General features: G+C 76.2%; 13 protein-coding genes and 1 tRNA gene. 11 read left to right on the forward strand and 3 right to left on the reverse strand.

Annotation, left to right across the window (positions count from 1 at the left end; genetic code table 11):
- Positions 1-205: 205 nt before the first annotated feature.
- Genes GXP71_RS03725 through GXP71_RS03740 form a run of 4 tightly spaced genes read left to right on the forward strand, consistent with a single transcriptional unit; the run spans position 206 to position 4,056 of the window.
- Positions 206-1,396: a PP2C family protein-serine/threonine phosphatase gene (locus tag GXP71_RS03725; protein WP_162351558.1), complete on the forward strand. Its 1,191-nt coding sequence runs from the start codon at positions 206-208 to the stop codon at positions 1,394-1,396.
- Positions 1,396-3,333, forward strand: coding sequence for a glycosyltransferase family 2 protein (locus GXP71_RS03730; RefSeq protein WP_162351559.1), 1,938 nt, complete (start codon positions 1,396-1,398; stop codon positions 3,331-3,333). Before GXP71_RS03725 ends, GXP71_RS03730 begins: the two co-directional genes overlap by 1 nt.
- Positions 3,333-3,665, forward strand: a complete 333-nt coding sequence (locus GXP71_RS03735) for an STAS domain-containing protein (protein ID WP_162351560.1) — start codon at positions 3,333-3,335, stop codon at positions 3,663-3,665. The genes GXP71_RS03730 and GXP71_RS03735 overlap by 1 nt, the downstream gene beginning before the upstream one ends.
- A complete protein-coding gene (locus GXP71_RS03740) occupies positions 3,655-4,056 on the forward strand; it encodes an ATP-binding protein (protein WP_162351561.1) in 402 nt (133 codons plus the stop codon). Before GXP71_RS03735 ends, GXP71_RS03740 begins: the two co-directional genes overlap by 11 nt.
- Positions 4,057-4,216: 160 nt before the next feature.
- Here the strand turns inward: GXP71_RS03740 and GXP71_RS03745 are convergent.
- Positions 4,217-4,289: transfer RNA gene (locus GXP71_RS03745), tRNA-Arg, on the reverse strand.
- Between the two features lie 163 nt (positions 4,290-4,452).
- Here GXP71_RS03745 and GXP71_RS03750 point away from each other — a divergent pair.
- The 7 genes from GXP71_RS03750 to GXP71_RS03780 all read left to right on the forward strand — a co-directional run bounded on the left by GXP71_RS03750 (position 4,453) and on the right by GXP71_RS03780 (position 14,820).
- The gene (locus GXP71_RS03750) at positions 4,453-6,222 is read left to right on the forward strand and encodes a dynamin family protein (RefSeq protein ID WP_162351562.1); all 1,770 of its coding nucleotides are present in this window, start codon (positions 4,453-4,455) and stop codon (positions 6,220-6,222) included.
- Positions 6,219-7,739 carry a GTPase gene (locus tag GXP71_RS03755; protein WP_162351563.1) on the forward strand — a complete coding sequence of 507 codons (1,521 nt, stop codon included), beginning with the start codon at positions 6,219-6,221 and terminating at the stop codon, positions 7,737-7,739. Before GXP71_RS03750 ends, GXP71_RS03755 begins: the two co-directional genes overlap by 4 nt.
- A gap of 200 nt (positions 7,740-7,939) precedes the next feature.
- A complete protein-coding gene (locus GXP71_RS03760) occupies positions 7,940-8,494 on the forward strand; it encodes a single-stranded DNA-binding protein (RefSeq protein ID WP_162351564.1) in 555 nt (184 codons plus the stop codon).
- A gap of 116 nt (positions 8,495-8,610) precedes the next feature.
- Positions 8,611-10,293 (forward strand): energy-dependent translational throttle protein EttA, encoded by a 1,683-nt coding sequence (gene ettA, locus GXP71_RS03765; RefSeq protein WP_162351565.1) that lies wholly within the window; start codon positions 8,611-8,613, stop codon positions 10,291-10,293.
- 195 nt (positions 10,294-10,488) lie between these two features.
- Positions 10,489-12,489 (forward strand): dynamin family protein, encoded by a 2,001-nt coding sequence (locus GXP71_RS03770; RefSeq protein ID WP_238402606.1) that lies wholly within the window; start codon positions 10,489-10,491, stop codon positions 12,487-12,489.
- Positions 12,486-14,267 carry a GTPase gene (locus GXP71_RS03775; RefSeq protein WP_162351566.1) on the forward strand — a complete coding sequence of 594 codons (1,782 nt, stop codon included), beginning with the start codon at positions 12,486-12,488 and terminating at the stop codon, positions 14,265-14,267. Before GXP71_RS03770 ends, GXP71_RS03775 begins: the two co-directional genes overlap by 4 nt.
- Before the next feature lie 52 nt (positions 14,268-14,319).
- Positions 14,320-14,820, forward strand: coding sequence for a thioesterase family protein (locus tag GXP71_RS03780; RefSeq protein ID WP_162351567.1), 501 nt, complete (start codon positions 14,320-14,322; stop codon positions 14,818-14,820).
- Between the two features lie 89 nt (positions 14,821-14,909).
- Here GXP71_RS03780 and GXP71_RS03785 read toward each other — a convergent pair whose 3' ends face one another.
- On the reverse strand, positions 14,910-15,668 hold the full coding sequence (locus GXP71_RS03785; RefSeq protein WP_162351568.1) for a glycosyltransferase family 2 protein: 759 nt from the start codon (positions 15,666-15,668) through the stop codon (positions 14,910-14,912).
- Positions 15,665-17,623, reverse strand: a complete 1,959-nt coding sequence (locus GXP71_RS03795; protein WP_238402607.1) for an SDR family oxidoreductase — start codon at positions 17,621-17,623, stop codon at positions 15,665-15,667. Before GXP71_RS03795 ends, GXP71_RS03785 begins: the two co-directional genes overlap by 4 nt.
- Positions 17,624-17,629: the final 6 nt, after the last annotated feature.

Here is a 17,629-nt window from a genome sequence, read left to right on the forward strand (position 1 = left end):
TGCTGGCCCGGTCGTCGGTGGATCAAGGACACCGAACCACTCGCCAGATACGCGTGTCACACGCTTTTCCGACGGGTTCGCGACGCTTCCCGGTGGGTGTCCGCGGGTGATCTCTGCCGCACCCGGCACCGCACTCCGGGAGGAACCGGACAACGGACCAGCGTCCAGATGTCACAGTTCGTCGCCCCTGGCTACCGTCGGTCGCATGGGGGTGGACACCACGGAGGACGCGCGCCTCGCCGCGCTGCGACAGCTCGACGTCCTGGACACGCCGCCGGAGGAACGGTTCGACCGCGTCGTGCGGCTCGCGCAGCAGCTCTTCGGCGTGCCGACGGCGTTCGTCTCGCTCGTCGACCGCGACCGGCTGTTCTACAAGGCGAAGGTCGGGCTCGAGCAGACCGAGGCGGCGCGCGACACGTCGTTCTGCCGGCTGACGATCGAGCAGCCGGGGACGTTCGTCGTGCCGGACGCGACGGCCGACCCGCGGTTCGTCGAGAACCCGTGGGTCGTCGACGACCCGCACCTGCGCTTCTACGCGGGCCACCCGCTCGTCGCGCCCGGCGGTCACCGCGTGGGCACGTTCTGCCTGATGGACGTGCAGCCGCGCGAGTTCGGTGCCCAGGACGCGGTGCTGCTGCGCGACCTCGCGTCGTGGGTCGAGCAGGAGCTCGTGGTCGACGACGAGCTGCAGCGCGCCGCCCAGGTCCAGGCCGGGCTGCTGCCGCGCACCGTCCCCGACGTCCCCGGCTACGGGATCGCCGGTGCGTGCCTGCCCGCGCGCGGCGTCGGCGGGGACTTCTTCGACTGGGCGCTCACCGACGGGCGCCTGACGTTCACGCTCGCCGACGTCATGGGCAAGGGCGGGGGAGCGGCGATCATCGCCGCCACCGTCCGGGCGGTGCTGCGCGCGGCGTCCCGGCGGGGGAGCGTGTCGGACGCCGTCGCGACGGCGGAGGAGAGCCTGGCCCTCGACCTCTCGGGGACGTCGATGTTCGCCACCGCGTTCCACGCCCACCTCGACCCGGGCACCGGCCGCGTGGACTACGTCGACGCAGGTCACGGGCTGGCCGTCGTCGTCCACGCGGACGGGCGCACGACACGGCTGCAGCCCGGCGGGGCACCGCTCGGGTTCGCCGCCGCGCTCGACCCGGACGCGCCGCCGCCCGTGCGGGAGGCCGCGCACGTCGAGCTGGCCGCGGGCGACCTGCTCGTCACGTTCAGCGACGGCGTGCTCGACGTGCTCGACGGCACGCTCGCGTCGGTCGACGAGGTCGCGCGACGGCTCGGCGGCGCGTCGAGCGCGAGCGACGCGGTCGACCGTGTCCTCGCACTCGCGCGCGGGGCGACCGACCGGCCGGACGACCTCACGGTCGTCGCGGTGCAGCGGGAGCCGTGATGGGACGCACGCTGCTGCTCCGGGTCGTCGTCGCGCTGACGATCCTGCTGGGCGCCAACTACGTCGTCTGGCGCTGGCTCGAGTCGGTCAACTGGTCCGCGTGGTGGGTCGCGGTGCCGCTCGTGATCGCCGAGACGTACAGCTTCGTCGACGTCGCGCTGTTCGGCGTGACGATGTGGCGCGCGAAGGCCCGGCCCCAGCCCGACGCGCCGCCCGAGGGCCTCACGGTCGACGTCTTCGTCACGACGTACGACGAGCCGCTCGACCTCGTCATGGCGACCGCGGTCGCCGCACGCGACATCCGGTACCCGCACCGCACGTGGGTCCTCGACGACGGCGCCCGGCCCGCCCTCGCGGCCGCCGCGCACGACGCGGGCGTCGGCTACCTCGTGCGCAGCGACGACTGGCAGGACCGGCCGCGGCACGCCAAGGCGGGCAACCTCAACAACGCGCTGTTCCAGACGGACGGCGAGTTCCTCGTGGTGCTCGACGCCGACCAGATCCCCGACCCGGCGCTGCTCGACCGGACGCTCGGCCACTTCGACGACGCGCAGGTCGCGCTCGTGCAGACGCCGCAGTGGTTCACGAACGTGCCCGAGGCGGACCCGCTCGGCAGCCAGGCACCGCTGTTCTACGGCCCGATCCAGCAGGGCAAGGACGGCTGGAACGCCGCGTTCTTCTGCGGCTCGAACGCGATCCTGCGGCGCGACGCCCTCATGCAGCTCGGGCTCGTCGGGTACGTGCGCGCGACCGAGGCGGCCGTCCGGGAGGCGCTGCGCACCTCGCGGACCGTCCTGGCCCGTGCCCGCCGGCGGGCGGACGACCCGCGCGTCGCCGCCGCGGTCGACCGGGTCTCGGTCGCCGCGCGCACGTCGCTCGCGGAGCTGGACGCCGGCCAGCCGCTCGGCGAGGTCACCTACGCGTTCCAGCGGCGCGTCGACGAGGTGTCGAGCGGGCTCGTCGACCTCGACCTCGCGGCGATCCGCGCGGACCTCGACGCGATCGGCGCGTGGCCGATCGACACGGACACCGAGCTCGGCGCGCCCGTGGTCGACGACGCGGCGCTGGCGCGGCTCACCGACCGCGAGCTCTCGCCCCTCGGGGCGCTCGCCTCGGTGCAGGCGCTCGTCAGGGCCGTCGACGTGGACCGGGGCGACGAGGCGCAGCCCGTCATGCCCGTCGCGACCCTCTCCGTGACCGAGGACATGGCGACCGCGATGCGGCTGCACGCGCTGGGGTGGCGGACCGTGTACCACCACGAGGTGCTCGCGCACGGCCTCGCGCCCGAGGACCTCGGCACGATGATCACGCAGCGCCTGCGCTGGGCGCAGGGGACCATGCAGGTGTTCCTCCAGGAGAACCCCCTCACGGTCCGGGGGCTGCGCATCGGGCAGCGGCTCATGTACTTCGCGACCATGTGGAGCTACCTGTCCGGCTTCGCCGCGATCGTGTACCTCGCGGCGCCCGTCATCTTCCTGTGCTTCGGCGTCCTGCCCGTCACCGCCTGGACGTGGGACTTCTTCGCGCGGTTCCTGCCGTTCCAGATCGCGAGCCAGGTGCTGTTCCTCGTCGCCGCGCGCGGGATCCGGACGTGGCGCGGGCAGCAGTACTCGCTCGCGCTGTTCCCCGTGTGGATCAAGGCGACGTGGACCGCGGCGGCCAACGTGTGGTTCGGGCGGCCGCTCGGGTTCGCCGTCACCCCGAAGGTGCGGCAGGACGGGGGCGGCTCGTGGCGGCTCGTCGTGCCGCAGCTCACGGCGATGGCCGTGCTCGTCGTCGCGGCGGTCGTCGGGATCGTGCGCTGGGCGCTCGGGTACGCGCCGTGGGTCGGCACGTCCGTCAACCTGGTGTGGGTCGCGTACGACCTCGTCGTGCTCAGCGTGATCGTGCAGGCGCTCCGGTACCGCGGGTACCAGGGCGCGGAGAGGATGGACTGATGGAGATCGAGACCGACCTGCGACCCGACGCCGCCGTGCTGCGTCCGACCGGCCGCCTGACCATGGTGACCGCCTCCGAGCTGCGGGCCCGGGTCGACGAGACCGTCGCCGCGGGGCACCGTGTCGTCGTGCTCGACCTGGCGGACACGACGTTCATGGACTCGTCCGGGCTCGGCGCGCTCGTCGGCGGGCTGCGAGCCACGCGCGAGGTCGGGGGCGACCTGCGCCTCGCCCGACCGGGCCCGCAGATCCGGACCGTCCTGCAGCTGACGACCATGGACCGCGTGCTGCGGCCCTACGACACGGTCGAGGACGCCCTGCGTGCCTCCTGACGTCCGCGTCGAGGCGGACCTCGACGGGCTGGACGGCTCCGTCGCGCTCGAGCGCGTCCACGACGCGCTCGAACGGCTCTGGCGCGTGGTCGACGTCGGCGAGACCGACCGGATCGCGCTCGAGACGGCCGTCGTCGAGGTCGCGGGGAACGTCCTGCGCCACGGGCTCGACGGCCGCGGAGGCCACCTGCTGCTGCGCGCCGACGACGCCGGGCTGGTCGCCGAGATCACGCAGCCCGGCCCGCCGCCGGCCGTCGACCTCGACACCGCGATGCCCGGTGTCGAGGCGGAGTCGGGCCGCGGGCTCGCCCTCACGCGCATGCTGGTCGAGCTCACGTGCTCCGAGCGGGCCGGCGCGACCCTCTGGACGCTGTCCCGCCCGCGCGGCTGAACGCCTCGGCCCGCCGGCGTTCGTCGACGGAGGCGGCCTCTCGTTCGACCCGTGAGGACGGCGGCCCGCGTCGCCGGGCGCCCGCCTCCTCGACCGTGGCAGCCCGTGGGCGCGGACGCCCGGTCTCGCGCAGCCGTGCAGGTCACCGGCCGCGCTGCGGCGCCCCCGGCAGGACTCGAACCTGCAACCGACGGATTAGAAGGCCGTTGCTCTATCCGTTGAGCTACGGGGGCCAGCGGGGTCCCAGCCTAGTGTTCGCGACGCCCCGCGAGCGTCCTGGCGCGGTCCGCGAGGAGGCCGCACGAGGGCTGCACAACCCGCATCCGGTCAGGATCGGGGCACGCGTCACAGCGTGGCGCGTTTGTCCAGGTCAGATCGCGCCACGACAATGAGCGCGTGAGCGCGCAGCCCGGCACCGTCCCCGCGCCGCCGGCGCAGGGGTCGCACGCGGCGGCGCCCAGCCGCGCGCGGCACGCGGCGAGCGACCCGCGCGAGGTCCTCGCGCGTCCCCTCGCGGCGACCTCGCTGCTCGACGCCGTCAAGGACCTGCGCCGCGACGTCGAGCGCACCGGCTTCCCGCTGGACCTCGACGGCACCGCGTCGGCGCGGGCGTCGCGCGCCCGGCTGGTCGACCAGCTGGCCGAGCACCTGGTGCCGCGCCTGACGGAGCTGTCCGCGCCCGCGGTCGTCGTCGTGTCCGGCTCGACCGGCGCCGGCAAGTCGACGCTCGTGAACTCGCTCGTCGGACGCGAGGTCAGCGAGGCGGGCGTGCTGCGGCCGACCACGCGTCGTCCCGTCCTCGTGCACCACCCGCTCGACCACGAGCTGCTGTCGCACCACCCCGTGCTCGAGCTCGTCGAGGTCGTCGCCGACGAGGCGGTGCCGCGCGGCATCGCGCTGCTCGACGCACCCGACCTGGACTCGGTGCTCGACTCGAACCGCGAGCAGGCGCACCGGCTGCTCGAGGCCGCCGACCTGTGGCTCTTCGTCACGACAGCCGCCCGGTACGGCGACGCGCTGCCGTGGCGCGTCCTCGAGGCGGCCGTCGAGCGTGGCACGTCGATCGCGATGGTGCTCAACCGCGTCCCGCCCGCGTCGCTGCCGACGGTCCGCGGCGACCTGCTCGACCGGCTGCGCACGCACGGGCTCGAGGGGTCGCCGCTGTTCGTCGTCCCGGACCTCGGGCCGCACGAAGGGCTGCTGTCGCCCGGCGTCGTCGCGCCCGTGCAGCGCTGGCTCATGATGCTCGCGGGGCCCGACCGGGCGCGGACCGTCGTCGGGCGCACGCTGCGCGGGTCGCTCTCCGCGCTGCGGCCCTGGGTCGACGAGCTCGCCGAGGCCGTCCAGGCGCAGTCCGACGCCGCCGCGCGGATCGCCCGCACGCTCGACGACGCGCTCGACGCGCCGACCCGCCAGGCGGTCGCGTCGCTGCGGCAGGGTGCCGTCGCGGACGGTGCGGTGCGCGCCCGCTGGGCCGAGCTGACCGCGGACGGGGCGCCGCTCGCGTCCGTGCTGCGCGCGTCGGGCCGCGTCTCCGGGTCGTCGCGCGAGGGCCGCGCACGCGCGGCCGCCGTCGGGCCGCTCGTCGAGGACCTCATGCGGTCCGCCGCCGCCGTGCTGGGCGCGGCGGGCGCGCACGCGCAGGAGGTGCTGCACGAGACGCTGACCGGCCCCGACGCCCCTGCGGGCGGTCCGTCGGTCGACGCGGCCTGGGACGTCCAGGCCGACCGGCCCGTGCGGCTGCGCAGCGCCGAGCTCACCGCCCGCGCGTGGACCGCGCAGGGCCCGCGTGCGCTGCGGGCCGCGCTCGCGGTGCCTCCGCCGACCAGCGACGCGGACGGGCGCCCGCGCAGACCGCGGGACGTCGCGGCCGAGGGCCGCCGCCGGCAGAAGGCCGAGAAGGCGCTCGGGACCGAAGGGCTCGCCGCGCTCGCGCTCGCGGGCGCCGCGGGCGTCGACGAGGCGACCGAGCTGCTCGTCGACCTCCTGGGGGCCGCGGGGCACAAGGTCGTCGCCGACCTGCGCGACGACGTGGAGTCGCGGGTCGAGGCGCAGGTAGCGCTCGAGCGCGCGTCGGTCGGCAAGGTGCTCGCCGATCCCGACCTCGCCGAGGACGCCGCGTCGCTGCTGCGCCTGCGGCTGGCCGTGCTGAAGGGACTGACGTGACGACCGAGGGGACCCGGAGCCACGCCGTGCACCGGCACGTGCTGGACGCAGCGCTGCACGGCGACGAGACCGTCCGTCTGGAGGAGCGCGTCGGTGCGCTCGACCAGGCGCTCGTCGTCGGCGGCGCGCGGCTCGAGCCGCCCGTCGTGTCGCGCGTCGGGCAGACCATCGACCGCGTCCGCGAGCGGCTGGAGCTCGGCGTCGACCACGCCGTGGTCGCGCTCGTCGGGGGCACCGGGTCCGGCAAGTCGAGCATGTTCAACGCGGTGTGCGGGCTGCCGCTCGCCGACGTGGGCGTCAAGCGCCCGACGACGTCCGACGTGACCGCGTGCGTCTGGGCGACGGACGGCGGGGCGCTGCTCGACTGGCTGGGCGTCCGGCCCGACCGCCGCACGGTGCGCGAGAGCCTGCTGGACGGCGAGAGCGAGGCCGCGCTGCGGGGGCTGGTGCTGCTCGACCTGCCCGACCACGACTCGATCGCGCCGGAGCACCGCGAGGTCGTCGACCGGCTGCTGCCGCAGGCCGACCTGCTCGTGTGGGTCGTCGACCCGCAGAAGTACGCGGACGACGCGCTGCACTCCGGCTACCTGCGGCGGCTCGTCGGTCACGAGGCGTCGATGCTCGTCGTCCTCAACCAGGTCGACACCGTCCCGCCCGAGGTCCGCCCCGAGCTCGTCGCGGACGTCGCGCGGCTGCTCGAGGAGGACGGGCTCACCGGCGTCCCCGTGCTGGCCGCGTCGGCCCGGACCCTCGAGGGCGTGCCCGCCCTGCGTGCCCGGCTCGCGACCACCGTGGAGGGCCGCTCGGCTGCCGCGCGACGTGCCGGTGCGGAGGTCAACGACGCGGCGACGGCGCTCGCCGGCCAGGTCGCCGACCGGGAGCCCGCACCCGCGGCGCTCGCGCTCGGCGGGGTCGTCGACACGCTCGCCGACGCGGCCGGCCTGCCCGCCGTGGCCGGCGCGGTGGCTGCGGTCGTGCGCGGCGGGGCGTCGGCGTCGCCGTCGTTCGGGCCGGTCCAGGAGGACTCCGTCGCGCTCGCCCGGTCGGACTGGCTCGCGGCGTCGACCGCCGGGCTGCCGCGGTCGTGGAAGCAGGACGTGGCCACCCGGGTCGCGACGACCGCCGAGCTCCGGCTCGCCGTGACCGACGCGCTCGCGCAGGTCACGGTCGTCGCACGACGTTCGGTCGCCGCCGCGTGGCTGCTGGGCCTCGGTGTCGTGCTCGCGGCGGCCGCGGTGACCGTCGGGTCGGTGGCCCTCGGGTCCGGGTTCGCGAGCGTGCGCGCCAACCCGTGGGCGCCCGTCGTGGCGCTCGTGCTCCTCGCGGCGGCGGTGCTCGCGGTGGTGGCGTCGTTCTCGACGCGCAGGGCTGCCGCGCGGCGACGTGCGTCGCGCGTCCTGAAGGACGGGCGTGCGGCGCTCGAGCGGGTGGCGCGCGGGCGGCTGGCCGACCCGACACGGGCGGTGCTCGACGAGCACCGGTCGGTGCGCGAGCTCGTGGACGCGGCGCGCTCCTGACGCGAGCCCGGGGCCGACCCGCGTGCGCGGCTCGCGGACCGGACCGACCGCGTCGAGCCGGTGCCGGTGAGCCGTCCACAGCCCGCCCCGGGCGACGTCGGTCCACGGCCGCGTCCCGAGCCCGGTCGGCCGGGCCCGCGCGCGGCGGACGCTGACCGCACACGCCCCGCACCGGCGGGGCCGCGGCACAGGAGACCAGCATGAGCACGCACTCCCTCGACCTGACGCTCGTCGGGTGGGTCGGCAGCGACGTCCGGCACTTCAACGGCCCCGGCACGGTGCCGTTCACGTCGTTCCGCATGGCCAGCACGCGGCGGTGGTTCGACCGGCGCGAGGGCGCCTGGCGCGACGGCCGGACCGAGTGGTTCACCGTGAAGATCTGGCGGTCCGGCGCGCTGAACGTCGCCGAGTCGCTGCGCAAGGGCGACCCGGTCGTCGTGCACGGGCGCCTGTCGACCGAGGAGTGGCAGGCCGACGACGGTCCGCGCACGTCGCTCGTCGTCGAGGCGAGCGCGGTCGGCCACGACCTCACGTTCGGCACGTCGCGGTTCGCGCGGACCGTGAGCACGGGCGCCGACGCGGCCGACGGCGAGCCGGGCGCGGACGCGGACGGCACGACCCGTGCGCCCGTCTACGTCACGGGGTTCGTCGAGGGCGGCGACGACCTCGTCCCCGGTGAGGACGTCGACGACGACGGCCCGGGCGTGGTGTCCGGGCGCGTCGACGGGCCGCTCGCTCCGGTCGTCGTGGCCTGATCGCCTAGGCTGGGGGACCGCAACCGACGACGCGGCCGGGCCGCCGGGTGGCCGACACCCCGCGCGGCCCGCCGACGTCGTCCACCATCCACGACACCGAGGCGGACGACAGGCCAGTGGCTGAGTTCATCTACTCCATGTACAAGGCGCGCAAGGCGCACGGCGACAAGGTCATCCTCGACGACGTCTCCCTGAACTTCCTGCCCGGCGCGAAGATCGGCGTCGTCGGCCCCAACGGCGCCGGCAAGTCGACGATCCTCAAGATCATGGCCGGGCTCGACCAGCCGTCGAACGGCGAGGCGCGCCTGAGCCCCGGCTACACGGTCGGGATCCTGCAGCAGGAGCCGCCGCTCAACGAGGACAAGACGGTGCTCGGCAACGTCGAGGAGGGCGTCGGCGAGATCAAGGGCAAGCTCGACCGCTACAACGAGATCTCGGCCCTCATGGCGGACCCCGACGCGGACTTCGACGCGCTCCTCGCGGAGATGGGCCAGCTGCAGGAGGCCATCGACGCCGCTGACGCGTGGGACCTCGACGCGCAGCTCGAGCAGGCCATGGACGCGCTGCGCTGCCCGCCGCCGGACGCCGACGTCAAGGTGCTCTCCGGTGGTGAGCGCCGTCGCGTCGCGCTGTGCAAGCTCCTCCTCGAGAAGCCCGACCTGCTGCTCCTCGACGAGCCCACCAACCACCTCGATGCCGAGAGCGTGCTCTGGCTCGAGCAGCACCTCAAGGACTACCCGGGCGCGATCCTCGCGGTCACGCACGACCGGTACTTCCTCGACCACGTCGCGGAGTGGATCTGCGAGGTCGACCGCGGGCGCCTGTACCCGTACGAGGGCAACTACTCCACCTACCTGGAGAAGAAGCAGGAGCGTCTCGCGATCCAGGGCAAGAAGGACGCCAAGCTCGCGAAGCGCCTCAAGGACGAGCTCGAGTGGGTCCGGTCCAACGCGAAGGGCCGCCAGACCAAGTCGAAGTCGCGTCTGGCCCGCTACGAGGAGATGGCCGCCGAGGCGGACCGCACGCGCAAGCTCGACTTCGAGGAGATCCAGATCCCGCCGGGCCCGCGCCTGGGCTCGATCGTCCTCGAGGCCAAGGACCTGGAGAAGGGCTTCGACGGCCGCACCCTCATCGACGGGCTGTCGTTCACGCTGCCGCGCAACGGCATCGTCGGCGTCATCGGCCCGAACGGCGTCGGCAAGACGACCCTGTTCAAGACGATCGTCGGGCTGGAGCCGCTCGACGGCGGCGACCTGAAGATCGGCGAGACGGTGTCGATCTCCTACGTCGACCAGTCGCGCGGCGGCATCGACCCGAAGAAGACGCTGTGGGAGGTCGTCTCCGACGGCCTGGACTTCCTCAAGGTCGGCAACGTCGAGATGCCCTCGCGCGCGTACGTCGCGGCGTTCGGGTTCAAGGGCCCGGACCAGCAGAAGCCCGCGGGCGTCCTGTCGGGTGGCGAGCGCAACCGACTCAACCTCGCGCTCACGCTCAAGCAGGGCGGCAACCTGCTGCTCCTCGACGAGCCCACCAACGACCTCGACGTCGAGACCCTCGGCTCGCTCGAGAACGCGCTGCTCGAGTTCCCCGGCTGCGCGGTGGTCGTGTCGCACGACCGGTGGTTCCTCGACCGCGTCGCGACGCACATCCTCGCCTACGAGGGCACCGAGGAGGACCCCGCGAACTGGTACTGGTTCGAGGGCAACTTCGCGGCGTACGAGGAGAACAAGGTCGCGCGCCTGGGCGCCGACGCGGCGCGCCCGCACCGGGTGACGTACCGCAAGCTGCGGCGCGACTGAGCCGCCTGCGACGACGGGCCGTGCGGAGCGATCCGCGCGGCCCGTCGTCGTCCGCGTCCACGGGCGCCGGGCGCGGTGACGTCGGCGGCGTGGTCGCCGCGCGGCGCGCGACGCGACGAGGCAGGCTGGGGCGGCAACGGTCACCCGGCAAGGGCGGGGCGGCCGGACCGCGGGCGGACGACGGAAGGACGGCGCGTGACGACGAGCGAGTCCCCGGGCCTCGTCGACGCGCTCGTGGGCCTGCGCGACGCGCTCGACACGGTGTCGCTGCCGTTCGCGACACCCCTCGCCGCCGCTGCGGCAGCGGAGCGCCGGCGGCTGCTGGACCAGCTCGACGACCACCTGCTGCCGCGCGTGCGCGACCCCGAGGCCGCGACGCTCGTCGTCGTCGGCGGCTCGACGGGAGCGGGCAAGTCCACGCTGCTCAACTCGCTGCTCGGCGAGCACGTGAGCACGGCGGGCGTGCTGCGGCCGACGACGCGCAGCCCCGTGCTCGTGCACCACCCCGACGACGCCCCCGACGTCGACGCGGCACGCGTGCTGCCCGGCCTCGCCCGGCTGCGCGAGCACACCGGCGGCGCCGAGGCGAGCGGCGAGCCGCGTCGCGGTGACCCGGGCACGGACGGTCGTGCGCTGCGCACCGTCGCCTCGACGACGCTCCCGCAGGGCCTCGCGCTCGTGGACGCGCCCGACGTCGACTCGGTCGAGGAGGCGAACCGCGACCTCGCCGGCCAGCTGCTGCGCGCCGCCGACGCGTGGTTGTTCGTCACGACCGCCGCACGCTATGCCGACGCCGTCCCGTGGGAGCTCCTCACCGAGGCGCAGCGGCGCCGCACGCACCTGGCGATCGTGCTCGACCGCGTCGACGCGGGCACCGAGGACGCCGTGACCGCCGACCTGCGTCGCATGCTCGCGGAGCGCGGGCTGGGCGGTGCCGAGGTGCTCGTGGTCCGGGAGAGCACGCTGACGGACGGCCTCCTGCCGGAGGCCGAGATCGCCGGTGTCGCGGACTGGCTCATGGCGCTCGCGCTCGACCCGGACGTGCGCGCCCGAGCGGTCGCCGCGACGCGCGACGGCGCCGTGCTCGACGTGGCCGTGCGGGCCCGCGTGGTCGCCGACGCGGCCGACGACCAGCGGCGCGCCGCGGACCGGCTGCGCGACGCCGTCGCCGCCGCCTACGCCGCCGCGCGCGTCCGGGTCGCCGAGCAGACGTCCGACGGCACCATGCTGCGCGGCGAGGTGCTCGCGCGGTGGCAGGACGTCGTCGGGACCGGTGAGTGGTTCCGACGGCTCGAGGCGGGCGTGTCACGGGTCCGCGACCGCGTCGTCGGCGCGATGACCGGGCGCCGGGCGGCCGACCCGGGGCTCGCGCAGGCCGTCGGGCACGGCGTGACGGCGCTGGTCGTCGACGCCGCGGAGGACGCGGCCGCGCGCGCCCACGCCGACTGGCACCACGACCCCGCGGGCCAGCCGCTGCTGCACGGGCTCGCGCTGTCGCGCGCGTCGGCCGACCTGCGCGTGCGGGCCGAGGAGCAGGTCCGGGCCTGGCAGGACGACGTGCTCGACCTGGTGCGCGGCGAGGGCGCGGAGAAGCGGGCGACCGCCCGCGCGGTCTCCTTCGGTGTCAACGGGCTCGGTGCGGCGCTCATGGTCGCGGTGTTCGCGTCGACCGGCGGGCTCACGGGTGCGGAGGTCGGCATCGTCGGCGGCACGGCACTCCTCGCGCAGCGGCTCCTCGAGGCCGTCTTCGGCGACGAGGCCGTGCGGCGGCTCACACGCACCGCGCACGAGCGCCTCGACGCGCGCGTCGCGCAGCTGCTCGACGGCGAGGCGGCGCGGTTCACGTCGGCGCTCGAGACGCTCGCGGCGGGCGTCGTCGACGGCGGGGCGCTGCGGGCTCGCGCGTCGCTCGTCGAGGTCGCGGCGCGCGCGACGTCCGGCGACGGCGGGCTCGGGGCGCGCACGACGTCCGGCAGCGAGCAGCACGCACCCGGCGGGGCGGCGGACCCCACGAGGGCGTCGACGGCCGGCCCCGGTGGTGGACGCCTGCGCGGGTCCGGCCTGGGGGGCCGACCGCCTGTCGGCTCCCGCGCGGACGTCGGCGGCGCGAGCACGGACGACGGGGCGCCCGGCCGGGCGGAGGCGGGCGGTCTGCGCGGATGGTGGGCGCGCGTGCGCGGGGGAGGTCGCGCATGAGCCCCGCGGACGTCGACCCCGCGTCGCGGCTCCTCGCGCTCGAGCAGGCGGTGGCGCTCGCGGCGGGGCGCGTGGACCCGCAGGTCGAGTCGTCGGCGGCCGAGGTCCTCGGCCGGGCGCGCGAGCGGCTGGCGCTCTCGGGCGAGTACACGGTCGTGGCGCTCGCGGGCGCGACCGGCTCGGGGAAGTCGTCGCTGTTCAACGCGCTCGTCGGTGCCGAGATCGCCCGCCCCGGCGTGACGCGCCCGACGACGGGCCGCCCCCTCGCGGTGGTGCTGCCACCGCCCGGACCGGTGACGACCGCTCCCGCGCCCTCACCCGACGGCCTGCTGGACTGGCTCGAGGTGCGCGACCGTGTCGTCGTCGGTGGCGAGAGCCCCGACGTGGCCGGTGCCGGCGTCGTGAGGGCGCGGGGCCGCACGGGCGGGCTCGGCAGCCTCGGCACGCTCGTCCGGCGACGTCCGCGCGCGGTCGACGGACCGCCCGACCTGCCGACCGGTGCCGTCCTGCTCGACCTGCCCGACCACGACTCGGTCGTCGCCGAGCACCGGGCGGTCGCCGAACGGCTCTACGCGCGCGCCGACCTGCTCGTGTGGGTCGTCGACCCGCAGAAGTACGCCGACGCCGCGCTGCACGTGCGCTACCTGCGCCCGATGGCGGGGCACGCCGCGGTCCTGCTGCTCGCGCTCAACCAGGTCGACCGACTGACGCCGCGCGAGGTCACCGAGGTCGTGGCCGACGTCCGGCGGATCGCCGCGCAGGACGGGCTGCGGGACGTCACGGTGCTGCCGGTGAGCGCCGTGACGGGCGAGGGCGTCGACGCGCTGCGCGAGCATCTCGCCGAGGCCGCACGCCGCCGTCGGGCCGCCACCCAGCGCGTCGTGGCGGACGTGCGTGCTGCCGGCGCCGCGCTGCGCGAGGCCTGCGGGAGCGCTCAGGACGCCTCGTCCGCGGGGGACCGGGCCGCGCCCCGGCTGGTCGACGCGCTCGAGGTCGCGGCGGGCGTCCCGCTGGTCGTCGACGCCACCCGGCGCTCCACGGTCCGGCAGGCGCGCGCGGTGACCGGCTGGCCGGTCACGCGGTGGGTCGGGCGGCTGCGGGCGGACCCGCTGCGCCGGCTGGGCCTGGGCCGTCCGCCGGCGCTCGACGCGCTCACGGGCCGCGCCACGCCCGCGACGAGCAGGGCCTCGCACGAGGAGGAGGCGGCGTCGCGCCGCTCGTCGATGCCGCGCCCCGCGACCACGGCCGGCGCCCAGGTCTCGATCGCGGTCCGCGACTTCCTGGACGCGGCGACCACCGGCGCCCCGGACGCGTGGACGCTCGCCGCCCGCGCGGCCGTCGCGCGCGACGCGATCCCCGACGCGCTGGACCGCGCCGTCGTCGCGTCCGCGCCCGCGGGTGCGCGCGACCCGCGCTGGTGGCGCGCCGTCGGGGTGGTCCAGTGGGTGCTGCTCGCGGTCGCGGTCGCCGGCGCGGTGTGGCTCGCCGCCCTCGCCGGGCTGGCCTACCTCCAGCTGCCGGCGCCGCCGACACCCACCTGGGGCGAGGTGCCCTGGCCGACCGTGCTGACCGTCGGGGGTCTGCTGCTCGGCGTGCTCCTCGCGCTCGTGTCGCGCGTCCTCGCGGGCGTGGGTGCGCGGCGACGGGCCGCGCGGGTCCGGCGACGGCTGCGGGCCGGCGTCGAGGACGTCGCGCGCGACCTCGTCGTGCGTCCCGTGACCGACGAGCTGGGCGCGTGGGCCGCGTGCGCAGCGGCCGCCCAGCGGGCCGCGGCGTGACGCCCACGCACGCGGCGGGCTCGTAGGATCGCTGGTCGGCGAAGGAGGTCGTGTGGCTCGGCTCGAGGTCCCCGTGCAGCTGCGCTGGTCCGACATGGACGCGTACGCGCACGTCAACAACGTGGAGATGCTGCGCCTGCTCGAGGAGGCGCGGATCGAGGCGTTCTGGCGCCACCCCGAGGCGCAGGACGGCACGCGCCCGGACGCGACGTGGCCGACGGCCGTGCTCGACGCGGGTCCGGGCGCGCAGACGTCGACGCTCGTCGCGCGGCAGGAGATCGAGTACCTCGTCCCGCTCGGCTACCGGCGCTCGCCCGTGGTCGTCGAGATGTGGCTCGGTCACCTCGGCGGTGCGAGCCTCGACGTCTGCTACGAGGTGCGCGACCGCCCCGCCGTCGACCCGACGAGCACCGTGTTCGCGCGTGCGACGACGACGCTGGTGCTCGTCGACTCCGCGACCGGCCGCCCACGACGGCTCGGCGACGTCGAGCGTGCGGCGTGGCAGACGTACGTCGAGGAGCCCGTGCGGCACCGGCGCCGTCCGGAGGCCTGACCGGGGCCGCGGTCGACGCGTGGGTGCTCCTGACCCGGCGCACGCCGGGCCGGGTCCGGCGCCGGCGCGCCGTCGGACGGCCCCCCGGCTCAGAACGCCGCGCGTCCCGGTCGAGCCGCCGACCGCCAGCGCCGCAGGTGCCGGCGCGACGGGGCGTCGTCGGGACGGTGCACGTCGATCGTCCGCAGCCCGCGCCGGACCCGCTCCCACAGCCCGCGCCAGTCGCGCAGCGGGCGTGCCGAGATCCCCACGACGAGCGTCGGGTCGTGCCGGATCGTCCCGACGTCGCCCACGTGGTAGCTGAGGTCGACGTCGTCGTGCAGGTCCTGCCGTGTCCGGTGGACGTCGTGCGCGACGTGCTCCCACACCGTGCGGCGCATCGCGAGGTTCGACCCGAACAGCGGCGGGTGCGCGAGCGCGCCCCCCATGAGGACGCGGTACGCGCGCATGTAGAGCACGTCGCCCAGCACGCGCACCAGGCGTGACGGCCCGACGAAGCGCCCCGGCCCCGTGACGGCGGCGAGGTCCGGGTCGGCGTCGAACGTCGCCGCCAGGTGCTCGATCCAGTCGGGCGGCGGCACGCTGTCGGCGTCGCACCGGGCGATGACGTCCCCCACGGCCGCGTCGTAGCCGGTCGCGGCCGCGGCCCAGATGCCCGGCGTGCTCTCGTGCAGGCACGTCGCGCCGTAACGACGTGCGACGTCCGCGGTGTCGTCGCGCGAGCCGTTGTCCACGACCACGACCTGCGCGGGCGCGACGGTCTGCGCGGCGAGCGCCGTGAGGCACCGGTCGAGCAGCGTCGCGTCGTCCCGCGAGGGGACGACCACGGAGACGCTCGGCGGCGTCATGCGCCGGCCGCCGTGTCCGGGCGCGTGTTGTTCGCAGGGGGCGCGCCGACACCTGGCCGGGCCGCGTCGACACCTGGCCGGGCCGCGTCGACACCCGGCCGGGCCGCGTCTTCCCGGGCCGTCGTCCGGTCGGTCCGGGCCCGCTCGGCACGCTCCGCCGCGCGGGCCATGTTGCGCTGCATGCCGCCGAAGACGACGCCGTGGAAGGGTGCCACGGACCACCAGTAGAGCTGCCCCAGGAGCCCGCGCGGGTGGAACAGCGCGCGCTGCGCGAAGACGGCCGGCGGACGCAGCCACCGCGCGTCGTCGCCGGGCCGCACGACGCCACCCGCGTCGTCGCCGCCCCCGTCGTCGCCCGCGTCGTCGCCGCCCCCGTCGCCGCCCCCGTCGCCACGGCGCGGTGCGCCGCCGCCGCGGACGTCGTCCACGACGACGCCGTTCGCGGCGGGCTCCGCCTCGCGGCTCGCGTCGGCGTCGTCGTCCGTCTCCACCCGCAGCTCGAGCCATGCGAGCCCGGGGACGCGCATCTCGGCCCGCAGACGCAGCAGGCGCCCGGGCTCGACCTCCTCGACGCGCCAGAAGTCCACGGCGTCGTCGACGAGCAGCCGCCACGGGTCCCGCCGTCCGCGGCGCAGGCCCGGACCGCCGACGAGCCGGTCCCCGAACCCGCGGACGCGCCATGCGAGCGGCCACGAGTACCACCCGTTCTCGCCGCCGACGGACTCCAGCACGCGCCACAGCGCCGCAGGCGACGCGTCGACCGTGACGCGCCGTTCGTCGACGTAGAGCGAGCCGCCCGCCCACCCCGGGTCCGACGGCAGCGGGTCGCTCGGGGTCCCGGGCGCCGACGCGGACGACCAGCGGGTCGAGACGGCCGCGTCGTGCACGCGCCGCAGCGCGAGCCGCACCGCGCGGTCGAAGTCCACGAGCCCCTCGGGCGGGTCGGGCACCCAGCGCGCGATGTCGTGCTCGTCGCACACGACCTCGTGCACGAGCGACTCGACGAGCGGCCGCGCGAGCCCGCCCGGGACGGGCGTGACGAGCGAGACCCACAGGCTCGACAGCCGCGGTGTGAGCACGCCGACACCGACGATCACGCGTCGCGGCAGCCCTGCGGCGGCCGCGTAGCGCTGCATCATCTCGCGGTAGGTGAGGACGTCGGGGCCGCCGATGTCGAACCCGCGGCTCACCTCGGGCGGCATCGCCGCGGCGCCGACGAGGTAGCGCAGCACGTCGCGGATCGCGATGGGCTGGATCCGGTTCTCGACCCAGCGCGGGACCGTCATCGCGGGCAGGCGCTCGGTGAGGTAGCGCATCATCTCGAACGACGCCGAGCCGGACCCGAGGATGACGGCGGCGCGCAGCACCGTCGTCGGGACACCCGACGCGAGCAGGATCTCGCCGACCTCGGTGCGCGACGCGAGGTGGGGCGACAGGTCCTCGCCCTCGGGGTACAGGCCGCCCAGGTACACGATCCGCCGCACGCCGGCCTCGCGCGCCGCACGCGCGAACGTGAGCGCGGTCGTCCGGTCGCGCGACTCGAACGTCCGGCCCGACCCGAGCGAGTGGATGAGGTAGTACGCGATCTCGACGCCCTCGAGCGCCGCACGGGTCTGGTCGAGGTCCGACGCGTCCGCCTCGACGGCCTCGACGTCGCCGACCCACGGGCGCCCGCGCAGGCGCTTCGGCGACCGCGCGAGCGCGCGCACCCGATAGCCGGCCGACAGCAGCTCGGGGACGAGGCGTCCGCCCACGTAGCCGGTCACGCCGGTGACGGCGACGAGCGGGGCGTCGGGGCGCGGGCGCCCGTCCGGCCCGGGACCTGGCACGAGGCCCGGCAGCGTGGCGGCGACGGGTTCGGGCGCGAGGGCGGCGTCGTCGGCGCCCGGCGCGTCGGCCACCCTCGCGCCGTCCGACGGCTGGGCGGGAGGCGGTCCTGCGGCGCTGGGGGTCATCCGGGA

The organism is Cellulomonas sp. H30R-01, from assembly GCF_010119915.1.
GTDB classification, from domain to species: Bacteria; Actinomycetota; Actinomycetes; order Actinomycetales; family Cellulomonadaceae; genus Cellulomonas; species Cellulomonas algicola.